Source organism: Brevibacillus agri (assembly GCF_004117055.1).
GTDB lineage: Bacteria > Bacillota > Bacilli > Brevibacillales > Brevibacillaceae > Brevibacillus > Brevibacillus agri.
Map to the genome: position 1 here is coordinate 1,201,911 of NZ_CP026363.1, position 24,353 is coordinate 1,226,263.

24 protein-coding genes, 3 pseudogenes and 1 riboswitch are annotated in these 24,353 nt (G+C 52.9%); of the genes and pseudogenes, 16 read left to right on the plus strand and 11 right to left on the minus strand.

Going from position 1 to position 24,353, the window contains the following annotated elements; all coding sequences use genetic code 11:
• Nucleotides 1–175 precede the first annotated feature (175 nt).
• Complete coding sequence (locus tag BA6348_RS06020) at nt 176–1,051, minus strand: dimethylarginine dimethylaminohydrolase family protein (RefSeq protein ID WP_005834529.1); 876 nt, start codon at nt 1,049–1,051, stop codon at nt 176–178.
• Between the two features lie 202 nt (nt 1,052–1,253).
• On the opposite strand from BA6348_RS06020, the gene BA6348_RS06025 reads away from it, so the two are divergent.
• The 4 genes and pseudogenes from BA6348_RS06025 to BA6348_RS06035 all read left to right on the plus strand — a co-directional run bounded on the left by BA6348_RS06025 (nt 1,254) and on the right by BA6348_RS06035 (nt 3,698).
• The gene (locus tag BA6348_RS06025) at nt 1,254–1,988 is read left to right on the plus strand and encodes an IclR family transcriptional regulator (protein ID WP_039971656.1); all 735 of its coding nucleotides are present in this window, start codon (nt 1,254–1,256) and stop codon (nt 1,986–1,988) included.
• Nucleotides 1,989–2,196: 208 nt separating this feature from the next.
• Nucleotides 2,197–2,920: pseudogene (locus tag BA6348_RS06030) on the plus strand (DUF421 domain-containing protein).
• A gap of 155 nt (nt 2,921–3,075) precedes the next feature.
• Nucleotides 3,076–3,270: a hypothetical protein gene (locus tag BA6348_RS27160; RefSeq protein WP_026558049.1), complete on the plus strand. Its 195-nt coding sequence runs from the start codon at nt 3,076–3,078 to the stop codon at nt 3,268–3,270.
• Nucleotides 3,264–3,698 carry a GNAT family N-acetyltransferase gene (locus tag BA6348_RS06035; RefSeq protein ID WP_353505618.1) on the plus strand — a complete coding sequence of 145 codons (435 nt, stop codon included), beginning with the start codon at nt 3,264–3,266 and terminating at the stop codon, nt 3,696–3,698. Before BA6348_RS27160 ends, BA6348_RS06035 begins: the two co-directional genes overlap by 7 nt.
• Nucleotides 3,699–3,718: 20 nt before the next feature.
• Here BA6348_RS06035 and BA6348_RS06040 read toward each other — a convergent pair whose 3' ends face one another.
• Nucleotides 3,719–4,975, minus strand: coding sequence for an ATP-binding protein (locus tag BA6348_RS06040; protein ID WP_007785991.1), 1,257 nt, complete (start codon nt 4,973–4,975; stop codon nt 3,719–3,721).
• A gap of 202 nt (nt 4,976–5,177) precedes the next feature.
• Nucleotides 5,178–5,298: riboswitch (SAM riboswitch) on the plus strand.
• A 117-nt stretch (nt 5,299–5,415) separates the two neighbouring features.
• On the opposite strand from BA6348_RS06040, the gene BA6348_RS06045 reads away from it, so the two are divergent.
• The 12 genes and pseudogenes from BA6348_RS06045 to BA6348_RS06100 all read left to right on the plus strand — a co-directional run bounded on the left by BA6348_RS06045 (nt 5,416) and on the right by BA6348_RS06100 (nt 17,972).
• Nucleotides 5,416–6,438, plus strand: a complete 1,023-nt coding sequence (locus tag BA6348_RS06045; RefSeq protein WP_007785993.1) for a sugar ABC transporter substrate-binding protein — start codon at nt 5,416–5,418, stop codon at nt 6,436–6,438.
• Between the two features lie 77 nt (nt 6,439–6,515).
• Nucleotides 6,516–8,006, plus strand: coding sequence for a sugar ABC transporter ATP-binding protein (locus BA6348_RS06050; RefSeq protein WP_122953469.1), 1,491 nt, complete (start codon nt 6,516–6,518; stop codon nt 8,004–8,006).
• Between the two features lies 1 nt (nt 8,007).
• Nucleotides 8,008–9,006: an ABC transporter permease gene (locus tag BA6348_RS06055; protein WP_007785996.1), complete on the plus strand. Its 999-nt coding sequence runs from the start codon at nt 8,008–8,010 to the stop codon at nt 9,004–9,006.
• Between the two features lie 980 nt (nt 9,007–9,986).
• On the plus strand, nt 9,987–10,796 hold the full coding sequence (locus BA6348_RS06060) for an alpha/beta fold hydrolase (protein WP_007785999.1): 810 nt from the start codon (nt 9,987–9,989) through the stop codon (nt 10,794–10,796).
• Between the two features lie 116 nt (nt 10,797–10,912).
• The gene (gene map, locus BA6348_RS06065; protein WP_007786001.1) at nt 10,913–11,656 is read left to right on the plus strand and encodes a type I methionyl aminopeptidase; all 744 of its coding nucleotides are present in this window, start codon (nt 10,913–10,915) and stop codon (nt 11,654–11,656) included.
• A gap of 196 nt (nt 11,657–11,852) precedes the next feature.
• Nucleotides 11,853–12,410, plus strand: a complete 558-nt coding sequence (locus BA6348_RS06070; RefSeq protein ID WP_005834549.1) for a DNA-3-methyladenine glycosylase I — start codon at nt 11,853–11,855, stop codon at nt 12,408–12,410.
• Between the two features lie 33 nt (nt 12,411–12,443).
• On the plus strand, nt 12,444–12,920 hold the full coding sequence (locus BA6348_RS06075; RefSeq protein WP_005834550.1) for a DinB family protein: 477 nt from the start codon (nt 12,444–12,446) through the stop codon (nt 12,918–12,920).
• Between the two features lie 773 nt (nt 12,921–13,693).
• Nucleotides 13,694–13,924: a hypothetical protein gene (locus tag BA6348_RS06080; protein ID WP_005834553.1), complete on the plus strand. Its 231-nt coding sequence runs from the start codon at nt 13,694–13,696 to the stop codon at nt 13,922–13,924.
• Entirely contained in the window at nt 13,921–14,121 is a 201-nt protein-coding gene (locus BA6348_RS06085) for a hypothetical protein (protein ID WP_007786004.1), read from the plus strand. Before BA6348_RS06080 ends, BA6348_RS06085 begins: the two co-directional genes overlap by 4 nt.
• A gap of 92 nt (nt 14,122–14,213) precedes the next feature.
• A complete protein-coding gene (locus BA6348_RS06090; RefSeq protein WP_129552162.1) occupies nt 14,214–15,173 on the plus strand; it encodes an IS30 family transposase in 960 nt (319 codons plus the stop codon).
• Nucleotides 15,174–15,827: 654 nt separating this feature from the next.
• Nucleotides 15,828–16,651, plus strand: a pseudogene (locus BA6348_RS06095) (BclA C-terminal domain-containing protein).
• A gap of 220 nt (nt 16,652–16,871) precedes the next feature.
• Complete coding sequence (locus BA6348_RS06100) at nt 16,872–17,972, plus strand: histidine kinase N-terminal domain-containing protein (RefSeq protein ID WP_025844775.1); 1,101 nt, start codon at nt 16,872–16,874, stop codon at nt 17,970–17,972.
• A gap of 109 nt (nt 17,973–18,081) precedes the next feature.
• Here BA6348_RS06100 and BA6348_RS06105 read toward each other — a convergent pair whose 3' ends face one another.
• The 9 genes and pseudogenes from BA6348_RS06105 to BA6348_RS06135 form a co-directional block, all read right to left on the minus strand.
• A complete protein-coding gene (locus tag BA6348_RS06105; protein WP_007783053.1) occupies nt 18,082–19,116 on the minus strand; it encodes an acyltransferase family protein in 1,035 nt (344 codons plus the stop codon).
• Nucleotides 19,117–19,306: 190 nt separating this feature from the next.
• Nucleotides 19,307–19,615, minus strand: a complete 309-nt coding sequence (locus BA6348_RS06110) for a hypothetical protein (protein WP_005833332.1) — start codon at nt 19,613–19,615, stop codon at nt 19,307–19,309.
• Nucleotides 19,616–19,700: 85 nt separating this feature from the next.
• On the minus strand, nt 19,701–19,904 hold the full coding sequence (locus BA6348_RS06115; RefSeq protein ID WP_005833334.1) for a cold-shock protein: 204 nt from the start codon (nt 19,902–19,904) through the stop codon (nt 19,701–19,703).
• A gap of 186 nt (nt 19,905–20,090) precedes the next feature.
• Entirely contained in the window at nt 20,091–20,813 is a 723-nt protein-coding gene (locus BA6348_RS27165; RefSeq protein WP_007783050.1) for a response regulator, read from the minus strand.
• Complete coding sequence (locus tag BA6348_RS27170; protein WP_035317207.1) at nt 20,780–21,274, minus strand: GAF domain-containing protein; 495 nt, start codon at nt 21,272–21,274, stop codon at nt 20,780–20,782. The genes BA6348_RS27165 and BA6348_RS27170 overlap by 34 nt, the downstream gene beginning before the upstream one ends.
• Nucleotides 21,247–21,618 carry a hypothetical protein gene (locus BA6348_RS27175; RefSeq protein WP_241752908.1) on the minus strand — a complete coding sequence of 124 codons (372 nt, stop codon included), beginning with the start codon at nt 21,616–21,618 and terminating at the stop codon, nt 21,247–21,249. The genes BA6348_RS27170 and BA6348_RS27175 overlap by 28 nt, the downstream gene beginning before the upstream one ends.
• Nucleotides 21,619–21,639: 21 nt before the next feature.
• Nucleotides 21,640–22,001 (minus strand): annotated as a pseudogene (locus tag BA6348_RS06125) (response regulator transcription factor).
• Nucleotides 22,002–22,026: 25 nt separating this feature from the next.
• Complete coding sequence (locus BA6348_RS06130; protein ID WP_005833340.1) at nt 22,027–23,649, minus strand: diguanylate cyclase; 1,623 nt, start codon at nt 23,647–23,649, stop codon at nt 22,027–22,029.
• A 182-nt stretch (nt 23,650–23,831) separates the two neighbouring features.
• Nucleotides 23,832–24,308, minus strand: a complete 477-nt coding sequence (locus BA6348_RS06135) for a hypothetical protein (RefSeq protein WP_007783040.1) — start codon at nt 24,306–24,308, stop codon at nt 23,832–23,834.
• Nucleotides 24,309–24,353 lie beyond the last annotated feature (45 nt).

Sequence of the window (24,353 nt, forward strand, 5' to 3'; positions counted from 1 at the left end):
CTTTTTTTAGTGTCTACTTGACGGGGCTATGACCAGGCAGCTCAAGAAGAGCTGCTCTTTTCTTCGACGTGCTTCCAAAGATGGAAAAGAGCAAGCCATGTACGAAGTGGTGAAGACTGGTCGGCCCACTCAAGACAAAATGCCACTGTCCACGTGGCTTTTTGTCTGTAGGAAGCTACACACGCTCCACCGGAGAAGTCAGGCAAGTCGGGCCGCCCGTGCCTTTGTAGGAGATTTCTTCGCCTTCGTATTCGTACACGGTAGCGCCTGCTTTTTCCAGCCGCTCCTTCGTGACCGGATTGCCCGCCACGACCATGCACACGCGCGGGGCGAGCGCGAGGACGTTGCTGCCGAGGTTTTCGTATTCGCGATCGGGCACTTCGATCAGTTCGATGCCTCTGTCGACGAGCAGTTGGCGGAAAAACACAGGCATCAGCTTGGAGTAGACGACAGCGAGATCGTGGTCGACGAGGCTGATAATCGACATCAGATGCAGGCACTCGGCCGGGCCGCGGTCATATGGCAGCGGTACGACGATGACTTCTTCCGTGAAGTCCTTGACCATCTCCTTAATCTGGGCGATCGCCGCCTGATTGGTGCGGAAGCCAAGCCCGATCGCCAACGTTTTTTCATCCAGCCAGACGAGGTCGCCGCCGTCTGCCTGCGCATCGCCTGTCAGTTGTCCCAGGATCGGGATGTTGTTTGCTTGCAAAAACTCCTTGTACACTTCCGCTTCGCCTTGGCGCAGCTCTTTGCCGGATTTGAGGATGATCGCGCCTTTGGACGTGAACTTTACCGGATCATGGGCGTAGAGGGAGTCGAGCCCGGTTTTGTCCGATTGCGGGAGGTACAGCACGTTGGCTACGTGCTCGCGGAGGATCGCTTCGAATTTTTCGTACTCCTGCAAAGCTTTGTCCCAGTCAGGGCAGTCTGTATAGTGAAAAGTTTTCCAGGATGCGTCGAGATGGGCCTGGCTGATAAACGCTTCGCGGGGATGCTTGATGATGACGGTTTTCAGCTTTTTGACCATGGATTGGCTGCCTTGGAACATGGTTGCCTCCTTTTATTCCGCATTGTAGAATATTGTTCATATTTCGAAAATTTATTTTCAGTGTACACATTCTGATTTTGCACTGTCAATCGTTATTCCGGGCTTGCAGCGGCTATCGCGGGAAGTTTTTTGCGATTCACAAAATTACGGCAAATCATTTAAGATGAGGTAGACGAGACATGAGGAAAAAGGGGAAATGACTGTGATTCAATCGTTTGATCGGGCGATGGCGATTGCGACGGCACTTGCGTCGGACGAGCATAGAAAGTGGTGGACCATCAACGATTTGGCGAAAGAATGTCAGCTCCCGGTGAGTACGATCTACCGCTTGTTGTACACGCTGATGAAGCACGGGCTGGTGGAGCAGGATGCAGCTACCAAGCAGTACACACTGGGGATCAAATGGATGGAGTTCGGCCTGCGCGTGCTCGACCGGATTGATTACCGCAAAGTCATCAAGCCGATGATCGAGGAGCTTGCCAGAGAGGTGGAAGAAAGCGTTTACTTCAGCCAGCCGAGCGGCCTGGAGTCGATTGTGATCGATCGCGTGGACAGCCAGCACAACATTCGCATCTACGACCAGCTTGGTTTGCGCATCCCGATGCACATCGGCGCGGCAAACAAGGTTGTTTTGGCGCACATGCCGGCAGAAGAAGCGCGGCAAATCGTGTTGCAGCTCGTCGGCGAGGAGGAGACGCCCGCTTTCATGGAAAAGCTGGCCGAAATCCGCAAAGTCGGCTATGCCGTCAGCTTCGCGGAACGGACGGAAAATACGGCTTCGGTCGCGGCACCTGTTTTTGATTACACGCAAAAAGTAATCGGCGCTTTGAGCATCGGCATCGTCACCTTCGATTTGAAAGAAGAGCGGTTGAATTATTTGATCGAGCGCGTGAAGGACGTCGCCCGCAAAACGTCGCAGCGGCTGGGGAAGATGTAGCTTTGCGATGTCTATATGCTGGAAATTTTTCTGCTATATGAAAAATATGGTCGAAAGCTCCTGGCGAGACTGTCAGCCCGAATGATCGGGGGCAGTCTTTTTGGGGCCAGTGACGGTTTGTGCTTTACGGGCAAAGCTTTTCGCATAATTACTGCCAAAACTTTACATAGTAACAGGAGGAAACGGTTGGGGCAGGAGGCGTTTTTGCGTGGAACTGTTCAGTGAGAGCTTGATTGTAGTCGGGCGTGTATTTACGATTTTGCCGCTGCTGTTGATCGTGACGCTGTTCATGGGAAAGCGTTCGATTGGCGAGCTGCCTGTCTTTGATTTCATGATTATCATCACGCTAGGCTCCGTGACCGGGGCCGATATTGCCGAGCCGAATGTCCACCACATTCCCATTGCGGTAGCGATTGTGGCGCTTGGGGGGCTGCAACGCGTCGTGTCCCAGTGGTCGATTGTGTCCAGGCGCTTCGGCAAAATGGTCACGTTTGAGCCAACGGTCGTTTTTTTACAACGGAGAGTTTCTCGTCCCTCAACTGAAAAAGATACGCTATTCGCTCGATAACGTACTGCAAATGCTGCGGGAAAAAGACATTTTTGACCTGTCGGAGATTGAGATGGCGATCATCGAGGCCAATGGCCGGCTGACTGTCCTGAAAAAATCTGCGCAGCAGCCAGTGACGAGACAAGACCTGCAAATCCGGACTGCCTCGACGGGCCTCTCCCTGCCTGTGATCGTCGAAGGGAAAATATGTAAAGAGGCGCTGAAGTACCGCGAACGGGACGAAGGCTGGCTTTTGCAGGAGCTGAAAAAAAGCGGCGTCGCCATCGAGCAGGTTTTTCTCGCCACATTGAATCGGCAAAACGACTTGCTGTTTTTTGAGAAACATCCGGACAATCCGCAGCGGGTTCCGCCCGTTCAGCATTGAGAGGAAGGCAGACAGCATGCAGCGTACAGGCGCGCCAGGCTATCATTCAAGGAAGCGTGTATTTTGCCGATTTCATTTATTAAAAAATATTTTATCAATTAAAAATCATTTTAGAGGATAAGTGTGGTTGTCATCTCAATTAGGGAGGAATGACCATGCTTGTTTTCAAGGCGATGGAGCAATGCTCGGTGGCGGAGGCCGTTTTGGCCTACAACAGAGGGTTTTCCGGCTATTTTTTCGACCAGTCCAAAACGCCGGACACGCTTATCTGGAAAATGGGGAAGGAGGAACTTTCGCCTGCGCATTCGCTGGTTGCGTTTGTAATGGCGAGCCGGCCGGAATCGTGCTGAACGGGATATGGAACAGAGGCGGGCGAAAAATCGGCTGGAACGGAGGGACAGGGGTGGCGCCGAAGCACAGGCGCAGCGGAGTCGGGCAAGCGTTGATCGAAGCGACGTTGCAGATTTACCGCGAGCAGGGCGTGGAGCTTGCGGCGCTGGTCGCCATCTCGAGAACGTGCAGGCGGGCGGCTACGCGCTGTACAGGCGGATTTTTGATGAACAGGGAAGGCAAACGACTGCCTTGCTGTTTCAGTGTGAAGCCAGTCCCGGACGAGCAGACCGGGAGGCGATTGTCGCAAGCGCACTGGCCCATGTGTTTGCTCCGCTGGACCAGGAGCTTCATCGCCTCACCGTCAATTTGCCCGTCGCAAATGAGGCAACCACCCGAATTTTGCAAAGTGCGGGCTTTTCCACGCTGGCCGAGCAGGTTTTCATGACCAGGCCACTCGCCTAGCTGCTACTGCGGCTGATGGTACGGAAACGTAATCGTGAACTTGGTGCCGACCTTCGGCTTGCTCGACACGCTCACAGAACCGCCAAACGTGTGAATGACGTGATAGGAATAAGTCAGGCCGAGTCCGGTCCCGCTCGTTTTGGTAGAAAAATAGATCGTGCCAAGTCGTCTGATCTGGCCCTCGTCCATCCCGATGCCGTTGTCCTTGATGACGAGCAGGGCGTTGTTTTTTTCGATGAACAACGACAGGGAGACTTTCCCTTTGGCCGTCTCCGCGCATGCCTCGATGGCGTTTTTGATAAAGTTGACCAGCACCTGCTTGAACTCGTCGGGATTGGCCATGATCGTGACGGGCTTTTCATAAGCTTGCAGCTCCAACTCGACGTTGTTCATGTTGGCAAACGGCAGCATGACCTCGCGGACGACATGGAGCTGCTCGCATACGTCGATCAGCTCGGTGCGCTCCTTGAGCGGCTTGGACAGCGCCAGGTACTCCGTCAAAATCGCTTCCGTGCGCTGAATCTCGTCCATGCTGATGCGAATGTACTGATCGGTTTTCGCAATGTTTCCCGGGTCCTCCTGGATCAGGCGCAAAAATCCTTTGACGGCCGTGAGCGGGTTTCGCACCTCGTGCGCCAGTGAAGCGGCGACGTGGCTCATCGTCTCGATTTTTTCGTTTTGGGCATGGCGAATGAACAATTCCTTGTCTGATACGCATTTGCTAAATAACGACATCAACAGCCAGATGCCGACAAAATTTTGAACGGGAATCACAAGCACATGATAGGGAAGCTGATGGGATACATAGGTGGGAAAATTGAAATAGGTCAACCCCAAATCTATCAGGGAAAAAAGCGCACCCGTCAAAAGAGTAAACAGTGTTTTCCGATAACTGGCTTTGTAGCGTTGATATATCAGGAGGGAGATTGCAAACGTGGCGGCCATTACGAGCATGGCGACCCAGGTGCCTTCGCCGCCCAGATAAAAGCGGTACAGCGCTGATTCGATCAGCACGATCAAGGCGATTCGTACTCCGCCGTAGATCAGAGCGAAAAAGACGATGACGTGCCTGATGTCGAAAATGATTCCTTCGTTGACGCTCGAAGCGAAGGTCATCGCCAGAAACATGCAGACAGAGCTGGTTACGAGAATAAAGCAACGGCTATAGTTACGCATCCGGTCGCGGTAATAGATGTTGAACAAAACAAACGGTGTCAAGGCAAAAAACATTTGCAAGATTAGTTCTTTTAGTAGACTCATTAGACATCCCCATCGCAAATTTGCATGGCTTTTGCTTCAATCTACAAGGTTTCGACAAGACCTTACATAATTCCTCCAAAATTTGGACATCGAGTTGGGATTATTTTGGAGGACAAAAGCTTCAAAAACCTAGTTGACAGATGGGTAAAACAAGGATTATAGTCTGTATATATTAATACAAACGTTGCGAAAATAAAAACTACTCTTATCCAGAGAAGGCTGAGGGAATGGCCCTATGATGCCCGGCAACCTAGCTGGCAAGATCACCGTCTTGCGAGCCAAGGTGCTAACTCCAACAGGTAGCGATACCTGACAGATAAGAGGCGCGAATCTTGTCGATCAAGCCTCTTTCATCTGTTGAAAGAGGCTTTTCCTATTGGAAGGTCGTCGCCTCCTCAGCTTGAAGCTCAGCAGGAAGAAAGAAAAAGGGGGATTTTTCGATGAAAAAGAAACTGGGTCTTGTCACATCAATCGTACTGGCTGCGTCGCTGGCCTTGACCGCTTGCGGCGGGGGAGCGGACACCCAAAATCAGGCGGGAAGCGGCGCTTCCGGCGGCGAGAAGGCGAAGCGCATTGCCTTGATTATGCGCCAAAACGTCGGCACGTTTTCTGCCCAATACATTAACGGCGTGAAGCAGGAAGTCGAGAAAAACGGCGGCGAGCTGACCGTATTCAACGCAGATACCGATTTGTCGAAAATGGCCTCCAACCTCGATGCTGCGGTGAACCAAAATTTTGACGGCATCCTGATTGACCACGGTACGGCGGAAGCGCTGCAGCAAGGCACGCAAAAAGCGGTCGACAAAAAGATCCCGGTTGTGCTGTTCGACACCGATATCAAGCTGCCGGGCGTCCCTGTCGTCGAGCAAGATGACAACAAGCTGGCCGAGTTGAGCCTGGAAAAGCTGGCTGCCGATACGGGCGGCAAAGGCAACATCGTGAAAATTTGGGTAGCGGGCTTTGCGCCGATGGAAAAGCGCCAGGTAACGTATGAAGCATTCCTGAAAAAATACCCGGATATCAAGGAAATCGCCGCGTTTGGCTCGGCAACGAACAACACCGCGCTGGATACGCAAGCGCAGATGGAAGCGATTTTGAAAAAGTATCCGAACAAAGGCGACATTACAGCCGTATGGGCATCGTGGGATGAATTTGCCAAAGGGGCAACCCGTGCGATCCAGCAAGCAGGACGCACCGAGATCAAGGTGTACGGCATCGACCTGAGCGACGAAGACTTGCAACTGATCCAGGAGCCAAACTCTCCTTGGGTCGCGACAGCAGCGGTAGATCCGTCGAATATCGGACGCATTCACGCGCAGACCGTTTTCCAAAAAATGAAAGGCGAGCAAGTGCCAGACAGCGTGAAGCTGAATCCGGTGCTGGTCAAACAGGAAGACTTGCCAAAGGATAAAAAAGTAACGATGGGCGATCTGTCCCAATACGTACAAGAGTGGGGCAAGTAAGCAAATAGAGCTGGTTGGTTTGGCTATTCCCGTTGCTTTTGTCAACGGGAATCTTGTTTATTTAGGGGGTGCGAAAAGTGTCCAGCTTGCAGATGAAAGGGATTGTGAAGCAGTTTTCCGGCGTGCCTGCGTTGCGCTCCGTCGATTTTGAAGTCAAGGCTGGCGAGGTGCACGCGCTGCTCGGAGCGAACGGAGCGGGAAAAAGCACGCTGATGAAAATTCTTACAGGCGCGTATCAGCCGGATGGCGGCAGCATCGCGATTGACGGCAAGGACGTCTCGATCCAATCGCCGCAGGATGCGAAAGCGTTGGGCATCCAGTGCGTCTACCAGGAAGTCGATACGGCGCTGATCCCGTATTTGAGCGTGACGGAAAACATTTTGCTCGACCAGATCGTGTCCAAAAGCAGCAAGGGACTCATGAACTGGCAAGGGCTGCACAAGGAAGCGGAGAGCATTTTGCAAAGCTTCGGCTTTTCCATCCCTGTGCGCATGCTCGTCGAGGAATGTACGCTGTCCGAAAAGCAACTGATCTTGATTGCCCGCGCGACCGTGCAAAAAGCGAAGTACGTCATTTTTGACGAACCGACAGCCCCGTTGAGCACGAAGGAGAGCGAGCGGCTGTTTCTCATTATCGACCAGTTGAAAAAAGCAGGCGTCGGGATCATCTACATTTCCCATCGGCTGCCGGAAATTTTCGAAATCTGCGACCGGATCACGGTCATGCGCGACGGTCAACTGATTGCCACGAGCGAGACGGCCGCTACTACGATGGATGAAGTCATCGGGAACATGCTGGGCAAAAGCTTCGAGGAAGAGTTCCCGAAAGTGGAGCTGCCGATTGGCGAAGTGATCCTGGAAGCGGCCGGAGTGGCTGGCGGCAAGGTGCGCGGTGCGGATGTGAGCGTTCGCGAGGGCGAGATCGTAGGCGTCGTAGGACTTGTCGGGGCAGGGAAGACGGAGCTGGCCCGGCTGCTGTTCGGAGCGGATGCGGCCGAAGCTGGCGAGATCAGGCTGAAAGGCAAGGCGGTACGCCTGCGCTCGCCAAAGGAAGCCGTGGATGCAGGGATCGTCCTCGTCCCGGAGGAGCGGCGAAAAGAAGGCATTTTTGTCGAGGAGTCGGTGAAAAACAATTTGTCTGTCTCGACTTTGTGGAAATGGTCGCGCCTCGGGTTTGTCCGCAGGGGAGTCGAGGCGGGGCAAGCGCGGGAGCTGGTGCAGCGGCTGGGTGTGAAGACAGCGGACATCGGCCAGTTCGTCGGCCACCTCAGCGGGGGGAACCAGCAAAAGGTCGCAATCGGCAAATGGCTTGATACGGATGCGCAAATTTTCATGTTTGACGAACCGACCAAAGGCGTGGACATCGGCGCGAAAAGCGATATTTACCGCCTGATCGGAAAGCTGGCGGAGCAGCGCAAGGGCGTTTTGTACTTTTCCTGCGAGTTTGCGGAGGTGCTGGGCATCGCGGACCGGATTCTGGTCATGTTCGAAGGGAAAATCGTCCGGGAGCTGAGCCGGGCGGAAGCGACGCAGGAGCGGATTATGTATTATGCAAGCGGAGGTGAGTAACGTGGAAGGTAAAAAATTCAGCCTGTTTGATTTTATTTACAAATACGGAACGGTTGCGGTTATTGTTATCGTTATGCTGTTATTCAGTTTGACCAACCCGTATTTTTTTACGTATGACAACATTACGGACATTTTGCGCTCGATCTCGATCGTGACGTTTGTCGCCATCGGCGTTACGTTTTCCTTGATTGTCGGGGGCTTTGACCTGTCTGTCGGTTCGACGGTGTCGCTGACTACCGTCGTCTCGGCCTCGATGATGGTCTGGTACGAGCAGGGCGTGTTCGCCACACTGGTCGTTCCGATTGCGCTCAGCCTGATCGTCGGGCTGGTCAACGCGTTTCTGGTCGTCAAAATCCGGATTCCCGACCTGCTGGCGACGCTCGCGATGCTCTACATCGTCAACGGGCTGCACATGACGTATTCCAAAGGCTACTCGATCTACGCCAACATGCCGATGGAAGACGGTTCGATGGCTCCGGGGAAATTCCAGGAGTGGTTTTTGTGGCTTGGCCAAGGCAAAATTTTCTCGCTGCCTGTGCCAGTTATCCTGACCTTTTTGCTGGTCGCGGTCACGCACATCTACCTGACCTACACCAGACAAGGACGGATGCTGTACATGACGGGCGGCAATCTGGAAGCCGCGCGCTTGTCAGGCATTCCGGTCAATCGCTACCGCACGCTCGCCTACGTGTTATCCGCGCTGTTTGCCGGCTTGGGCGGGATGCTCTTGGCGGCGCGGATCGGGACAGGCCAGGTGAGCAGCGGCGGCTCGATGCTGATGGATGCAGTGGCAGCGGCGTTTGTCGGCTTCTCTGTATTCGGCGCGGGCAAGCCGAATGTGTTCGGGACGTTCGTCGGCGCAATCCTGATCGGGGTGCTGCTCAACGGCATGACGATGCTCAACCTGCCGTACTACGCCTACGATATTATCAAAGGGACGGTATTGGCGCTGGCGTTGGCTGTGACGTATTACCAGCTTCGGCGGAAAAGAAAAGCGTAGAGGTGTTTGCGTTCGCGCGTGCAAGGCAGGTCGTCAGGGAGAAGCTGGCGGCCTGTTTTTGTTGGGCAGAAGAAGAGTGGGTACGATTCTTATCAGTGTACGTGCAGCATGGCGAGGCTGCGAAGGCGGGGAAAGCAAGAGTTGTGCCTTTTTGGGACGGAGGTTTTTTTTCGATTGCTTGGCGACTTGGTGCAGTCAAGGTAGTTTAGGTTAGTTTAGGCGAGAATGTGGTTTTTATTGCGAGCCGTGGGATCAAGGCGGACTGGCTGCTTGGAAAACGGTTGATCGTCGCGGTAGTGGTGAGAGGAAACAGGAGAAAGCGCTACAGGTACTTGGGCCTCTAGCGGGGGAGCGGAGGCTGGGTAGGAGTCCCAAAGACCTTCGCTGCTTTCTCCTGTTTCCTCTACGAGCTGTTTCTGTCGTTCGGGGGTGATTTTGGGTTGTAGATCAGGAAGCAAAGTGCTTAAGACAAGGAAGCGGTTTTTCTAAAAGCATGCATGTTGTATCGTCAGGGAGGCTAGCATTAATAGCTCTCAAGAAAGACGACAATCCCACCGCAAGCTTTCTTTTTTGTAGTGTCTTTTTCCCCGGAGCCGGGCAGTGATACCCCCAGCAGGGAGCCCAAGAAGTTACAGCGATTTCGTCTCTTTTCTCGCCACACCAAAAGCGCCGATAAAGGAGCTTTAAAAACCCAACCAACCCCACAGCATCATGTTCGGCTCATCACGCCACTACACTGCAAACAATTTTTTATAGTTCCAATCCTTTTTGTAACAGATAAGAATGGATAAGACTCTTATCAAAGCATAAGTGCAGCAACATAACGAGACTTCGAACGAAACGATAGAGCAAGACTGATGCCCGCTAGGTACGTGAAGGCTTCGCCATTGGCTCGGCGCAGCCAAGTTTTCTCATGCAAGAAAATGGTAATAGTTTCACACAGAACATCCCTCCGCTATAATACCTCTGGGGGGATATAAGTGATTCATTATAAGACGTACATACGCGGTGAGGGTTATGAATGGGTGACCTTCGTCCACGGCGCGGGCGGCAGCTCATCCATCTGGTATAAACAGATCAAAGCTTACAAAGAACATTTTAATATTCTCCTCGTCGATTTGCGCGGTCATGGCAGGTCGAAGCAGCATCTGGGGAAGCGGCGGCCGAAATACACGTTCGAGGACGTGAGCCGCGACATTATCGAGGTGATGAAGCACGAGAACATCGCTTCCAGCCATTTTGTCGCGGTTTCGCTCGGGACGATCATCGTGCAGATCATAGCAGAGCTGGAGCCGCACAAAATACGCTCGATGGTTTTGGCGGGAGCCGTGACCCGGCTGAATTTGCGTTCGCAGGTGCTGATTGCGCTCGGCAATCTCGTCAAGCACATCGTGCCGTACATGTGGCTGTACAAACTGTTTGCCTGGGTCATCATGCCGCGGGCGCGCCATCGCGAATCCCGGTCGTTATTTGTCAGAGAAGCGCAAAAGCTTTGTCAAAAAGAGTTCAAGCGCTGGTTTTCGCTGACGCACGGCATCAATGCGTTTTTATGCAGCCTGCTGGCGAAGGAGCCTCCGATTCCGGCCCTGTTTGTGATGGGCGACGAAGACTACATGTTTTTGCCCGCGGTTCAAGCGTGTGTGAGTCAGAGACAGTATGCGCAGTTGCGCCTTTTGATGAACTGCGGCCACGTGGTCAATGTCGATCAGCCGGAAGAGTTTAACCGGATTTCGATCGGATTTATCCGCGAGCAGACGGGGGATGGACGGTACGAGGTAAGCCCCGCTTAGCTTGTGCGTTTGGCTGCCAGGCTTTGCGTTTGCGATTTGAACAGAAATGTGTTCCAATAAATGGAGCGGGTTCGGATTTGGTTTTGGCATACATTTTCAGCGAAGGAGGACACGGCATGTCGATTCAAAATGAACACGACTTGCTCGCTTTGCAGCGGATCGGGAGAATTGTGGCAGAAGCTAGAGAAGCGATGCTGAAGGCCGTCCGGGCGGGCATCACGACAAAAGAGCTGGATCGTATCGGCGGCGATATTTTGGCGAAGTACGGTGCGCGCTCGGCTCCACAGGTGACGTACGACTTCCCCGGGCAGACGTGCATCAGCGTGAATCACGTTGTGGCGCACGGGATTCCCGACGGAACCGTGTTGAAGGAAGGCGATGTCGTCAACGTCGACGTCTCCGCAGAGCTGGACGGTTATTTTGCCGATACAGGCGCTTCGGTTGTCGTGGGACAGGGAGAGCCTGTGAAGCAGGCGCTGTGCAAATGCGCAGAGGAATCGCTGTACAAGGCGCTGGATTCGGCCAAGGCTGGCTCCAAGTTGAGCCAGATCGGGCGCATCGTCCACAATGAAGCGAAGGCAAAAGGATTTACGGTCGTCAAAAATCTCACAGGCCACGGCATCGGCAAAAGCTTGCACGAGGAGCCGGCGCACGTCCTGAACTACTACGACAAATGGGACAAACGGCTGCTTACGGACGGGCTGGTGCTCGCTGTCGAAACGTTTATTTCCACTGGAACGGAGTATGTGAAGGATGGGGCAGACGGCTGGGCTTTGGTGACGCCGGACAGAAGCTACGTCGCCCAGTACGAGCACACCGTCGTCATAACGCGCGGCAAGCCGATTATTTTGACGGCTTAATCTTTTTTTTTTTCGCGTTTTTGCGCGCGGTGTTTTTGCGATCGTGAAAAAAGAGAGAGGCCCTATTGCGCTGATAGGGTCTTTTTGTTGTGCGAGAAAAGTTGCGAGAATGGGCAAGAATAACTTGCAGAACAGCCAAAGATTGTATATTCTCTATATAAGAATACATGTTCGTATTTACGGGAGGTCTTTTCCGATGAATCGATGTGGCTGGGTGAATCAGGACCCGTTGTATTTGGATTATCACGACCGGGAGTGGGGCGTGCCTGTCTACGATGACCGGCTGCTCTTTGAATATTTGAATCTGGAGGGCGCGCAGGCGGGGCTGAGCTGGTACACGATCCTGAAAAAGCGGGAGAACTACCGCCGGGCTTTTGACAACTTTGAAGCGGAAAAGATCGTGCAGTACGACGAGGAAAAGATCGAACAGCTTTTGCAGGATGAGGGCATCGTGCGGAACAAGCTGAAAATCAGAGGCGTCGTCAAAAACGCTCACGCCTATCTCAAAGTCGTGGAGGAGTTCGGCTCCTTTTCCAGCTACATCTGGTCGTTCGTCGGCGGCAAGCCGATCCACAACCACTTTCAGGAGCTTAGGGACGTACCTGCCTCCACCGAAATCAGCGACAAGATGAGCAAGGATTTGAAAAAGCGCGGCTTCACGTTTGTCGGTTCGACGATCTGCTACGCGTTCATGCAGGCAGTAGGCATGGTGAACGACCACGTGGCGACGTGCGATCTGTATCAAAAAGACTAATCAGGCTGGAACAGGGAGAGAGGGGGAAGCGACATGAACGCGAACGATCTGCTGATTCTGAATTTCGAGGAAGTCAGACGCCGAAGCATCAAAGTATGGCGGGCGATTCCAGACGACAGGCTGAACTGGAAGCCCGACGACAAAGCGTTTACCTGCGCACAAATGATTCGGCATGTCATCGAGGGCGAATTTTTGTATCACCAGATTTTGATTCAGCGAGGCAGCGCCGCTCTGTCTGCTCTCCCGAATCCGTATGAAACCAAGCCGTTCACGACCGTCGAGGAAGATTTGGCGTTTGCGCAGCCGTACCGGGAACAGTTTCTCGCCTTTGTCAAAGGGCTGGACAAAAGCGACCTGGAGAGCATTCGCATCGACCGCTCCGATGTCGGGTACGTCAGAACACTAGGGGACATGCTGCTGCGGATCGCCTATCACGAGTCCGTCCATACCGGCCAGCTTCTCGATTATATGAGAACGATGGGTGTCAAGCGGCCGAACATTTGGGACTGATCTGATGAACGCCCACGAGGAAATTCGATAAGAGCCAAGAGCCAGGACCTTTGCCAGATTGGGGAGGGGCTGGCTTTTGGTGTTTTTTGGTAAGGGGGGTGTTCTCGCTTTTGCCCAAACTTTCGCCCAGCCTCTCGCGCAAGTCTGTGCCCAGCCCTTAGCCTCGGCCTTGTTCGGCTTCTTGTCTAAACTTCGTGTAGCTTCTCGTCCAAACATTGTCCAGCCCTTAGCCCCGACTTTTTCAGCTTCTCGTCTCGGCCCTCACCGAGCTACTTGCCCCGGCCTTCGCCCAAGCCCTTCCCTAGCCTCACGCCCACCCTCACGCCTTAGCCCCAACCTTCCTACCGACTGTTAGAAGTACATTTCAAGAAATCCGTCAACCGACAGCAGATGGAAATGTTCTGGAGTATGAGAACGGTGTACTTTTTAGGCAGCAAGGCGAATTGTAATGAAATTGTCGGGTCTACCCACAAGCGCGATTCTGTTCAGGCAGAACGCGCTTTTTTGTACAGATAAAAATGGAGAAGGTTCCTTGTCCAGCACAGGCGCAGAGCCGATACTCTGCCAAAAGCTTGGCAACTACGTTTTCTAATCAAGAAAATGTACATTTTTGTTCGGCAAAATTAGCTGGAAAAAATGATTGGAAATAACTTGAACTTTCGAGTTTTGTATGAGATACTTGTACTACAAAACAGAACAAACGTTCCTATTAATCCTGCTGGGGAAGCGAAGCAGTCCTGATTTAAACACGGAACCAGAGAAGGAGTGAGTATATGCAAAAGCAACCAGCCCGGTTTACAGGCCGCCGCGAAAACGAATCGTCTGGCAGCGTTCTGCCAAAGGCGCAGCGAGGGAGACGCCAGGCGGTACTCACTGTCCTCGGCTTTTTGCTCCCCGCCAAGGAGAGTCTCGCCTTTTATGGCAGAAGAGCTGGGGCGGCAAGCATTCGAGGCAAGAAAGCAATGATGCCGAAAGAAACTCAGCATGGAGCGAGCGGCCGATGATGTCGATGGACTATGTACAGGTGCTCGCTGCTGTTGTCTGTTTTCTCGTCTTGGTCGTCGCCTTCAAGCACGTCGACCTGCAAATTCGCATCAACAACATTTTGGATCTGCAACTGAAGGCGAACAAGGAAAAAGAAAAAGAGGCAGAGTCGATCGAGAAAAAAAGCGATCCGCCTGCCACTGACGACAGATTGTAATATCAAGTGCGACACCTAGATAAAAAAACGGCCCATGATTGATTCGTGTAAAATGAAGTCACGACAACACCATTTACACAGGAGAATCAATCATGAGTTATACACATCTTAGCATAACAGAGCGTAGTGAGCTAGCACTCCTTCATCGGTTGGGTTGGTCTGCCCGCGCCATTGCCAGAGAACTCAAACGGCATCATGCTACCATTGCCCGTGAGTTAAAACGGGGTTGTAAGGCAGGGGAATATCAGGCAGAAGCCGCGCATGAGGTTTACGAGAAACGTCGCGAACGGTCTGTTCCCAGAGGCAAGCGGACTCCTGAACGTGAGCATTACATTGCCAGTAAGCTGGCGCAGACCTGGTCTCCCGAGCAGATTGCCGGACGGATGAGTCAGGAATGCCCCGAACAGAAAGTGTCGTTTAAAACGATGTATCGCTGGCTGTATCAGGGCTTTTTGGTTAAAGGAGATACCACCGTTCTGCGCCACAAAGGGAAACGCCGGAGACCAATCGAAACACGTGGTCGTTTCAACGTAGGAAAGTCCATTCGGCAGCGACCCAAGGAAGTACGAAAGCGTGAGAGCTTTGGTCATTGGGAACGGGATACGGTTGTTTCCAGCCGTGGAAAAAGTAAGGCGTGTGTCGCGACGTTCGCTGAGCGCAAGACACGCTTTTACCTTGCCGTAAAGATGCCTGATCGTACCTCGGCTTCCATGGAAAAGGCCTTTGGTTTCGTTGCTGAGTCGTTACCGAAAGGATCGTTTCAAACAGCTACCGTTGACCGTGGCAAAGAGTTTGCCTGTTACGAACGGCTGGAGTCAGCACATGGCGTAAACATTTACTTTGCCGATCCCTACTCTTCCTGGCAAAGGGGCACGAACGAGAACGCAAATGGCCTTCTGCGAGAATTTTTTCCCAAAGGCAAGGATTTTGCCGAAGTCTCCGAGGAGGAACTGATTCAGGCCTTGGAGCTCATTAACAATCGGCCAAGAAAATGTCTGGGTTGGAAGACCGCTTACGAATCATTCATGGAAGCTCTGTCGCACTTGTCTTGACAATTCGTCATGGGAGAATGACCTGGCAAAAAAGCCGGAGCAGGCTGTTCAGGCAGTCGAGGCATACAGGCATTTCTGGACGGCGATGTACTCGCTGGCGCTCGCTTTTCTTGAGTTAACGGAGCAGCTCATGCTAGAGATGGCGAATCTCCGCCGCCCATCGCCCGATCGGCGTCTGGCCGAACAGCAAGTCATCCAGGTGCTTGAACTGTTGGACGACCTTTCCCGTTTCGTGCTCCATTCGTCTTTGAACCAGTTGGAAGGCTACTGTTCTCCCTCCGCCGCGTTTTCAACGGCTTTTAAACAAAGGCTGAAAGATTCGATACTCCCCTTGAAAAAGTACGGTGAACCTGGAGGGCCTGTTCGTTCCGTTGTACAGACTCACGGCAATTATCAGGCTCCTTGGCTGAATCGGGAGGTTTTTCCAGGGAGAACCAAGAGCCACAAGGTCGTGGGGCAAGCGAAAAAGTGGAAGAAGCAGCCGTAAAGTGTGGGGGCAAACGGCTTTTCGCTAGCTGAATTACGGATGAAGGGGAGGTTACGTTTTTCACGGGAAGGTGGGGAGTTATGTCATTTCCGAATATCCCAAATATCAGTCCGACTATCGCGATTACGCGCGAGGATGCGATCAACCTGCTTTTGACTTCGATCGCGATGGAGGAGCTGGGACTAAGCCATATATTGGACGCAGAAGGGGAAAAAATTCAGTACGTGCTCGGCACGCTCACCGGTGTAAGCGGAGCGCCGGCAGCCACGATTGACGATTTGCTGGCGATTGACCGAAGTGTAAGGGAAATGGTCGATGCAACGATCAGGAAGGAGATGGTACTGCAGGCCAAGCTGCAGGCAGTGCTAAACGCCTCTACCATGCAGGGGCCGACTGGTCCAACAGGTCCGACCGGAGCCACCGGAGCTACGGGGGCGGGGGAGGGAGTGACGGGAGCGACTGGGGCAACGGGAGCGACTGGCTCCACTGAAGTGACAGGGGCCACGGGGCCAACCGGAGTGACAGGAGCCACCGGGGCCACGGGAGCTACTGGAGTGACAGGAGAAACTGGAGCTACTGGAGCAACAGGCCCCACAGGCCCCACCGGAACCGTCTTTACAAACATCAACGCCTTCGCCGCCAACACGGGAGGTGCCGTGATCGCCGTTATTTTGGGAGGGACCAACGTGCCTCTGCCCAACAACCAGGTGCTCAACGGCATTACCGTCGGAGGCGGCAACACAACCTTTACCGTTCCATCCGCAGGCAACTACCTGATCTCGTACTCCGTCAACACAACCGCCGCTCTGGCAGTCAGCACGCGGCTGTTTCGGTAGCATCACCAGCGTTATCGCTTTCCTCCTTCCACAACACCGTAATCGCTCCGCTAGGCGCGGTGGCGACAATCACACTGCAGCTCTTCGGCCTGCTGGGAGCGGCTACTTTGCTGACAGGCGCCGGGGCGACGTTGACTATCGTAAGACTGAACTAAAATCGACTACAAACCGCACGGGCAAAGGGGTTGCGTACGCGCTGTCCCTTTGCCTCTTTCTTTTGGCGAGAGACAGTTTACATTTTAGATGGACTTTCAAATGTAATTCGTGCGCGGACGGTGTACAATGGGGGAGTAGTAAAAATATTTCGTTAATAAATCTTGGATGATAGTATAATATTATCGGAATAAGTATGCCGATCATTCGGAGTGGGGACAGGTGGCAATGGACGACTTGGCACTTTTTTTGGACGAGCATGAGGAAGCAGCGGTAGAAGAGTTCAGGAAACGGATCATGGTGTCTGAGCACGACCAGTTCAACGGAATTATTCATCTGAACGGACAAGCCATGTACCGCATGGTGGCCGACTATCTCCGTTCGAAGATTACGCATGAGGATATCAAACAGCTTGCATATAAAGTAGCGCACGAACGGAATCAGGCCGAGATCAACATCGGCGATTTCGTTTTCAATGTTTGCATGGGCCGGGAGCTGATGCTCGACGTTCTGCAAAAAGGGCCCTTTCCACCCGATGTTCTGCTGCCAGCCTTGCTTAAAATAAACGAATGCTTCGACGTTTTTCTCGTGCACGCCGTGTCCAGGTACACGGAGCTGAAAGACAGCGATCTGGAAGAGAAAAAGCTGTTTATTGAGCGGTCGCACAAGGACAGGCTGACGATCTTGGGGCAGATGGCATCGAGCTTTGTACATGAATTTCGCAATCCGCTGACCTCGATTATGGGATTCTCCCGATTGTTAAAAGAAGACTATCCGAACTTGCCGTACGTGGACATTATCGAAAATGAGCTGCATCAGTTGAATTACCGCGTCTCTCAGTTTTTGCTGGTTTCCAAAAAGGGAGCCGTACATAAGAAAAAAGAAGTGTTTAGCATCGCTTTACTATTTGAAGAAATACTCTCCTTTCTCTATCCGAACATCGTGGACGTGAACGCGCATATTTCGTGTACGATCGATCCGCTGCTCCTTTTGGACGGGTACCGGGATGAGATGAGGCAAGTGTTCATCAACATTATTTCGAATGCGCTCGATGCCCTGCAGCGCAAAAACAGCGACAAAGAAATTGCGATCCAAGGGTTTCGCACCGACGAGATGACAGCGATCACGATTTCCAACAATGGCGCGCCGATCCCGCCAGATCTGCTGTCGGTCATTTTCGAGCCGTTTTTTACCACCAAAGAGCTGGGGACGGGCATCGGGCTGTACGTCTGCAAGGAAATTATCGAGCGGCACGGCGGGGTGATTAAGTGCGAGTCATCTGACCAGCAGACGGTATTTTCCATGTACTTCCGGGATTCCTAGCCGGGCATCATCCCGTGTATCCAGCCCCCAAACGCCAAAAACAAAGAACGACCTGCGCTTTCGTAACGAAAGTCAGCAGGTCGTTCTTTGTTGGCAGCGCCGAGCAGTTTTATTGCAGCCGCTCCCGCCGTCCTCTCCCAAGCATTTTCCCCAGTTGCTCCAGCCCTCGCACCAGATAGACCAATAGCAGCGACAGCAGGCAACTGCATCCGAAGATCAGGCCCAGGTACAACAGCGAGTACCACGTGTTTTGAAAAACCCAGGCGACCTCTCCGTATTGCTCAAACAAAAAGTCTTTGAACAGGATCAAAAAGGCGGAGTGAAACAGGAAAATGAAGTAGGTCAAGCCTTTGCGGAACTTGAGACGAAGGTGATCCACCAGTTCCAGAAAGAAGACCATGAGCACGAGAAAAGACAGCAGTGTCGCGAAAACGAAGCTCAGGTGCACCGCCACGTACAGCTTGCTTGAGACGACAAAAAACATGGCCGCGGCTGTAGCGATGCCCGTCAAGAGCATCAGGATGGAGCGGTTGTTGCGCAAAAAAGACAGAATGGCTTCTCGGTACCAGTACAGCAGATGCCCCATGTAGAGCGTGAAAATCCAGCTTGGCAGCATATGGCGGGTGGACAGCCCAAGCCAGCCTTTGTGCAAGTAGTTGATGTAGACGTATTGCACCGCAAGCAGAATCCAGATGACGTACAAAATGTTCTGTTTCGTAATCCACTTGCGGAAAAAGTAGGCAAACACGTAATACTGGCAAATCATGAACACGAAGTACAGGTGATCGCCCGTTTTCCCCATGAAAATGTTGGCGTAGTCCTCAGCGGTGTGAGGCATGTCCTTTTTCAGCAAATAGTGATACAAAATGCCGGAAACGAGGTAAGGCAGAAAAATGTACACGAGCTTGCCCGTAAAAAACTCGCGGAACGCCGGGCTTTTCGCTTCAAAAGAATAGGCGGTCAAATAGCCGGTCGCGATCGTCAGCAGCACGGTGCCGTAGCGGCTGATCTGATTGAGGGCGACAACCCAGAAAGGATCGTTGAAGTAAAGCACCGATGCCGTGAAATGACCGACCACAACCAAAAAGCTGGAGAATAGTTGGATGTAAAAAAGCGATTTCAAAATTTTTGAATCGGTGTACATAGGCATTCCTCTTTTCCTTGTTTGTCGGCTTGTGAAGTCGTCCAAAATCCGAGAAGCCAAAACAATAAAAAAGCGAATTGCCCCTATCTTAAAAAATGAATTTTTGAATAAGATTTGATAAGCCGCACGGCGAGCAGCCAATGTTTGGCAGGCAGGAAAAAAGCCACACAGCAATGTGCGGCTTTTGGCATTATTTTTTGGATTTGTTCCTCTCCTCGATCGCCTGGCTGACCACGAAGGCCAAATCGTCGTTGCCAAACAGCGACAGGACGCCAAGGATAGTGGCGTCAGGGATTTCCTCTGCTTCCTCTTTGGGAACCGTATTTTCAAGCATTTGGGCCAGCAGTTGGTTTTCCCCTTGGGCGGGATAGGCTTGGGCGTACAGCTCGCGCGCATCCAAGCCGTGGTTGACGCACCACTGGGCAAAGACGAGGATCATCATTCCCTCATCGCGCTGATAAGCCTGGATGACTTGTTCTTCCATCTCTTTTCGGTTCATGGGCATCTCCTCTAACAATCGTGCGTGTCTTGTGCTTAATTGTAGAGAAGAGGACGAATGCCCGCAAGAAAAAAGAAGGGCAGTATCATGAGTTTCGCTTGCTGTGATTGGTCAGAACCGGAAGCACCCGGGTATCCTTTACCATTTGCGAATGGCAAAAGGGGCAGCTCGGGCTCTCGTCAAAGGAAAAGTTATCTCTCATCCAGCACGTACACCCATCATTGCTGCACGTCCACACATCTGTTTCCTCTTCTTCGACCGGAACAACTGCTTTCTTCGAGAAATACACATGAACTCCTCCTTTGCGGGGCATCGTGCTTTACAGCAACCTCTATTAATGTGTGATGGAAGGCCCGTGAATATACCAAGATTTTCTGTCTGCGCAAAAAGCTTCCTGGCCAGCCAACAGGCGCGCGAACGTCCCGCAAAAAAAGGCAACGGAGCATCGTCCGCTGCCTTTTTGGCAAAAGAGGGGTCACAACTGATCGGGAATTAAAATTTGTCCGGCCGATTCGTGGCTGGTGACGGCGAGCAAGATCGCCTTCAACAAAGTGTCGGGATGGTAAGGCTTTAGCAAATAGCCCTTTGCTCCCAAATCAAACGCTTTTTTCTTTTCCTCAAACGCGCTGGAAATGACGATCGGGATCGTCTTCAGCTCCGGGTTTTCCTGCATCGCCTCGATGACCTTCCAGCCGCTCTCGCCATCTTGCAAAATCAGGTCGAGCACGACCGCATCCGGACGCAGGCGGTAAATGGCGTCGAGCGTCTCCTGTGCCGTGGAAAAAGGATAGACTGCAAAGCCCAGCACGCTCGCCAGCGGGGTGCGCAACTCGTGGCTCACGGTGCTGACAAATTCGGATTTCATCTGGTCAATCTCGTATTCCTTCGTGATGTCCCGGTAAACCAGCAGCGTGCTCCACTTCCGCTGGTTGCGGTACAAAGGCTCCGCGTAGAGTTGGATGTACCGTTTGACAGGAGAGGTCAGTTCAAAGACGATGCTGTCCTCTTGCGCATCGCCTTCGCCCAGCGCGACTGCTTTGATGTACGGGATGAGACGGTTAGGCTCTGCCGTGCAGCTTTGCAGATGGGCGAAAAACGCGTCGATGTCAAAGTCCGATACGGCCTGCTCGCGATTGCAGCCAAGCAGCTCGCAAAACGTGCTGCTCACCTGGATCGTTCCGCCGTTGAGAGAAAGCAACTGTATGCCCCCTGCACGGAGTCGAGCATTTCCTGCGTAATTTGCCGCTGCCTTTTCGTTTCCTCAAACATGGCGAGCTTGTCCAGGGCGAGCGAGACTTGCTTGGCCATGCCGATCAAGATGTGCTGCTCGTGCTCGGAGAACCTGCGGTCGATGCGGGCGAGAATGATGCAAGCCACGACCTCCCTGTGCGAATCCAGTACCGGGAGATACAACTCGTAAGTGCGGGAACGAGCAGGGTGGAAGCCGCGCTCGCCCACTGTACTTTCACGGTTGACGACAAATGGCAGCCCGGTTTCCTTGATGCGGACAAAAGGCCCGTCCTCGATCCCTTGCAGCAACTGGTCAAGCCCTTGCCGGGAAATGCCGAAGCTGGCGCAGCCGCGATCCGCGTCCAACAGCACGATGACGCCTTTGTCTGCTTCCATGATTTCTACGGTGTTCGAAATAATGCTCGACAAAAGCTCCCTTTGTCCCATGTACTGGTGAGCGCGAGAACAAAGCGGTTCTTTTTCTCCAGATAGTGCTCGTTTTCCGCCATTTTGGACAGAGCTTCCTGCAGTTCCTCCTGCTGCATCATCAGCTCGTCTTGCTGGGCGTGCAACTCTTCGTTTTGCGCCATCAGCGCTTCTTCCTTGTGCTGAATCTGCCGCATCATGTAGTCGAGCGAGCGGGAGAGCTTGCCGATCTCATCCGCCCGTTCCAGGCCGTTCAACTGCGGCGTTTCTCCCTGAGCAAAGCGGTCGGGAACAGATTGCTGAAAAAATTGGCGACAAACGATTCGATCGGCGCGTGATGCTTTCACGGACGTATTTCCGAAGCCGAGTCATGCGAGCATGTCCCCCACCTTGCGGACGAGCTCCAGCGGGCTGAACGGCTTGGGCATGAAGTCATCGGCTCCGGCGGCGCGCATTTTTTCCTGTTCCGCATGCTGGCTTTCCGCGGAAAGAATGAGAACCTTCACCGCTTGCTTGTCCGTCATCTGCTTCATCCGGGTCAACACCTCAAAGCCGGTCAGCTTGGGCATCATGTAATCCAAAATGAGTAATCGTACTGATTGTGGCTGATTTTTTGCAGCGCTTCCTCACCGTCGCAGGCGATGTCGAGCAGATGCCCTTCATCCTCCAGCGTATCGCCAATGAGCATCCGCAGTACGGCTTCATCTTCAGCCAGTAATATCATTGCCATTTTTTCTTCCTCCATCTGATATTGCCTACATCATTCGCTTGACTAGCCGCTTGATGCGCGCTTCCAGCTCTTTCGTGCTGAAAGGCTTCGTCATGTAGTCGTCAGCGCCGAGCTGCAGGGCTTGGGCAATATCTTGTTCGCCGCTGCGGCCTGTCAGCATGAGCACCGTGTACTGCTTGCTGTTCGGCAGGTTGCGGATGCGCCGCAGAACGTCCAGCCCGTCCATTTGCGGCATGATCCCGTCCAAAATGATGAGATACGCTTCCGGCCCCTGATGCCAGGAAGATGCAAAAAAGGCAGCCCCTTCGTGGTACGTCCGGATGTCCGAGTGAATCCAGCCGTCCAGGCTTGCCCGCGCCGAGTCGGCGAGGACGGCGCAGATCAGCGGATCATCGTCAATAATGGCGACTTTCAGCTTCACCGTGCGCGTATCCGGATCAGCGCTGCGCACAGCCGCTTCAATCCGGCAGCGCCCCGCATTTTTGGCAGAGTATAACGCCGTATCCGCAGCGTCGATCCAGTAGGCGAGCGGCTTTTGCGCATCCTCAATTTGCACGACGCCAGCGGAAAAGCTCAGCGAAAACGTCCCTTCGGAAGCTTCGAAGGAGAGGTCGCGAAAATCGCGCAGCATTCGTTCCAGCCGCAACTGTGCTTCCTGTACCGACGTCCGCGGCATGAGCAGAATAAATTCTTCCCCGCCATACCGGAAAAAGACGTCCTGCTTCTCCGCGCTTCCCCGGATGAACGCGGCGAAGCGGCTCAGTACGACGTCGCCTACCAGGTGCCCGTAAGTGTCATTGACCTTTTTGAAATGATCGATGTCCAGAAAGGCCAGCGAAAAGGGCGCGTGGCTCCGCATGGAATCCGCAAGCAGCTTCTGGTACGTATCCGCGAGGCAATTGCGGTTGTACACGCCGGTCAATTCATCGAGAAACAAAATTTTATCCATCCACCGTTTTCTTCTGAGCTGTCTTTCCAGCCGGACGGTTAGTTCTTCCAGGTCAAGCGGCTTGCACATGACATCGTCGGCACCCAGCCGATAAGCGCGCAGGCGCGTTTCCCGATCGCAGTCAATGCTGATAATCGTCGTCGGGACGTATTGCTTTTTAATTTTTTCACTGAGCGTTTGCATGACTTGAAAGCCGCCTGTTTCGGGAATGTTCAGGTCGAGAATCAGGCAATCCGGGTTGAGGTCGTGGAAGTAGTCGAGTGCCTTGTGAGGATAAACAGTAGCGATGACGGACCAGTTTTGCTTCTCCAAATATTCTTTTAGGTACATCAGCAACGTCACGTCGTCGTCTAAAATGAGCAGGAGAGGCTGATTGTCGTAGGTAGACTCTTGCGGTAGCGTGGGGTCCTCCAAAAGAATTTCCTGCTCGGGACGATGCTCGTAACACAAGGCGATGAGCTCTTGCAAAAAGTCACGCCACTCGTGCGTTGGCCAAGGTTTCGCATCCTGCTGGTCCAACTGCTCCAACAGCGTCTGCGCCAGCTCGGACAAATCGGCAAGACCGATCGTTCCGGCTGTGCCTCTCAACGAGTGAACAAAGCGGTACAGCTCTTCGTGGGAGACCGGCCCCTCCTGTGCGAGCCAGGCTTCAAACTGCTTGTGGACTTGAAAAAGAAGTGTGTCTCTATACTTCATCATGCCGCATTATCCCCCTGTTTTTCGGGAAGGCCCGAGCCAGTCGCAAAGACTGTCGGGCCAGGCTCATAAAAGGTATTGTACATCTAACTAGGTGGAAGTGTACCATATCAGGAGGGGTTCTCCAATGAAAGGATTGCGTTTGGAGGAAGGAAAAGGGCAGGCCGTGACAACTCTGTTACAAGCTAGTTGCGCAAGGAAAAGCCTTCTTCTTTCAGATACTGTTCGGCTTCTACGTAAGACTCGAAGGAAGCCTCCAGGTTCATGCCGTGGTAGACGTTCCACAGCGTGTCTTCCTGCTGCAGAAGCAGCGTGCGATTTTGCTTGTCGACCCAGGTTTGCTCGAGTGGCTCGTTTGCTTCCGCCTTTGGCTGCGGCTCGCGTTTGACAGAGAGCGACTGGATGGAAGCCTCGATGATCGTGCGCAATTCCTCTGCGGAGAAGTCGCGAATGTTGACGTAGCCTTTGTCGTCTTTGGGATAGCCCTTCAAAAAGCCTGCGAATACGAAGCCGTTGCCATTCGGATGCAGATGGTAAACGACTGTCTTTTTGTCGTGAAGACTTGCCTCGTAGTGAAAATTGACCCGCTTGAGCGAGACGTTGTTTCGGGTCAGTTGTGGAAATGATTCAATGATCGCCAGTTTTTCTTCAAAAGTAAGCATGGATTCCTCCGATGAGAAAAGTTTTGTTTGTCGATTATATCATAG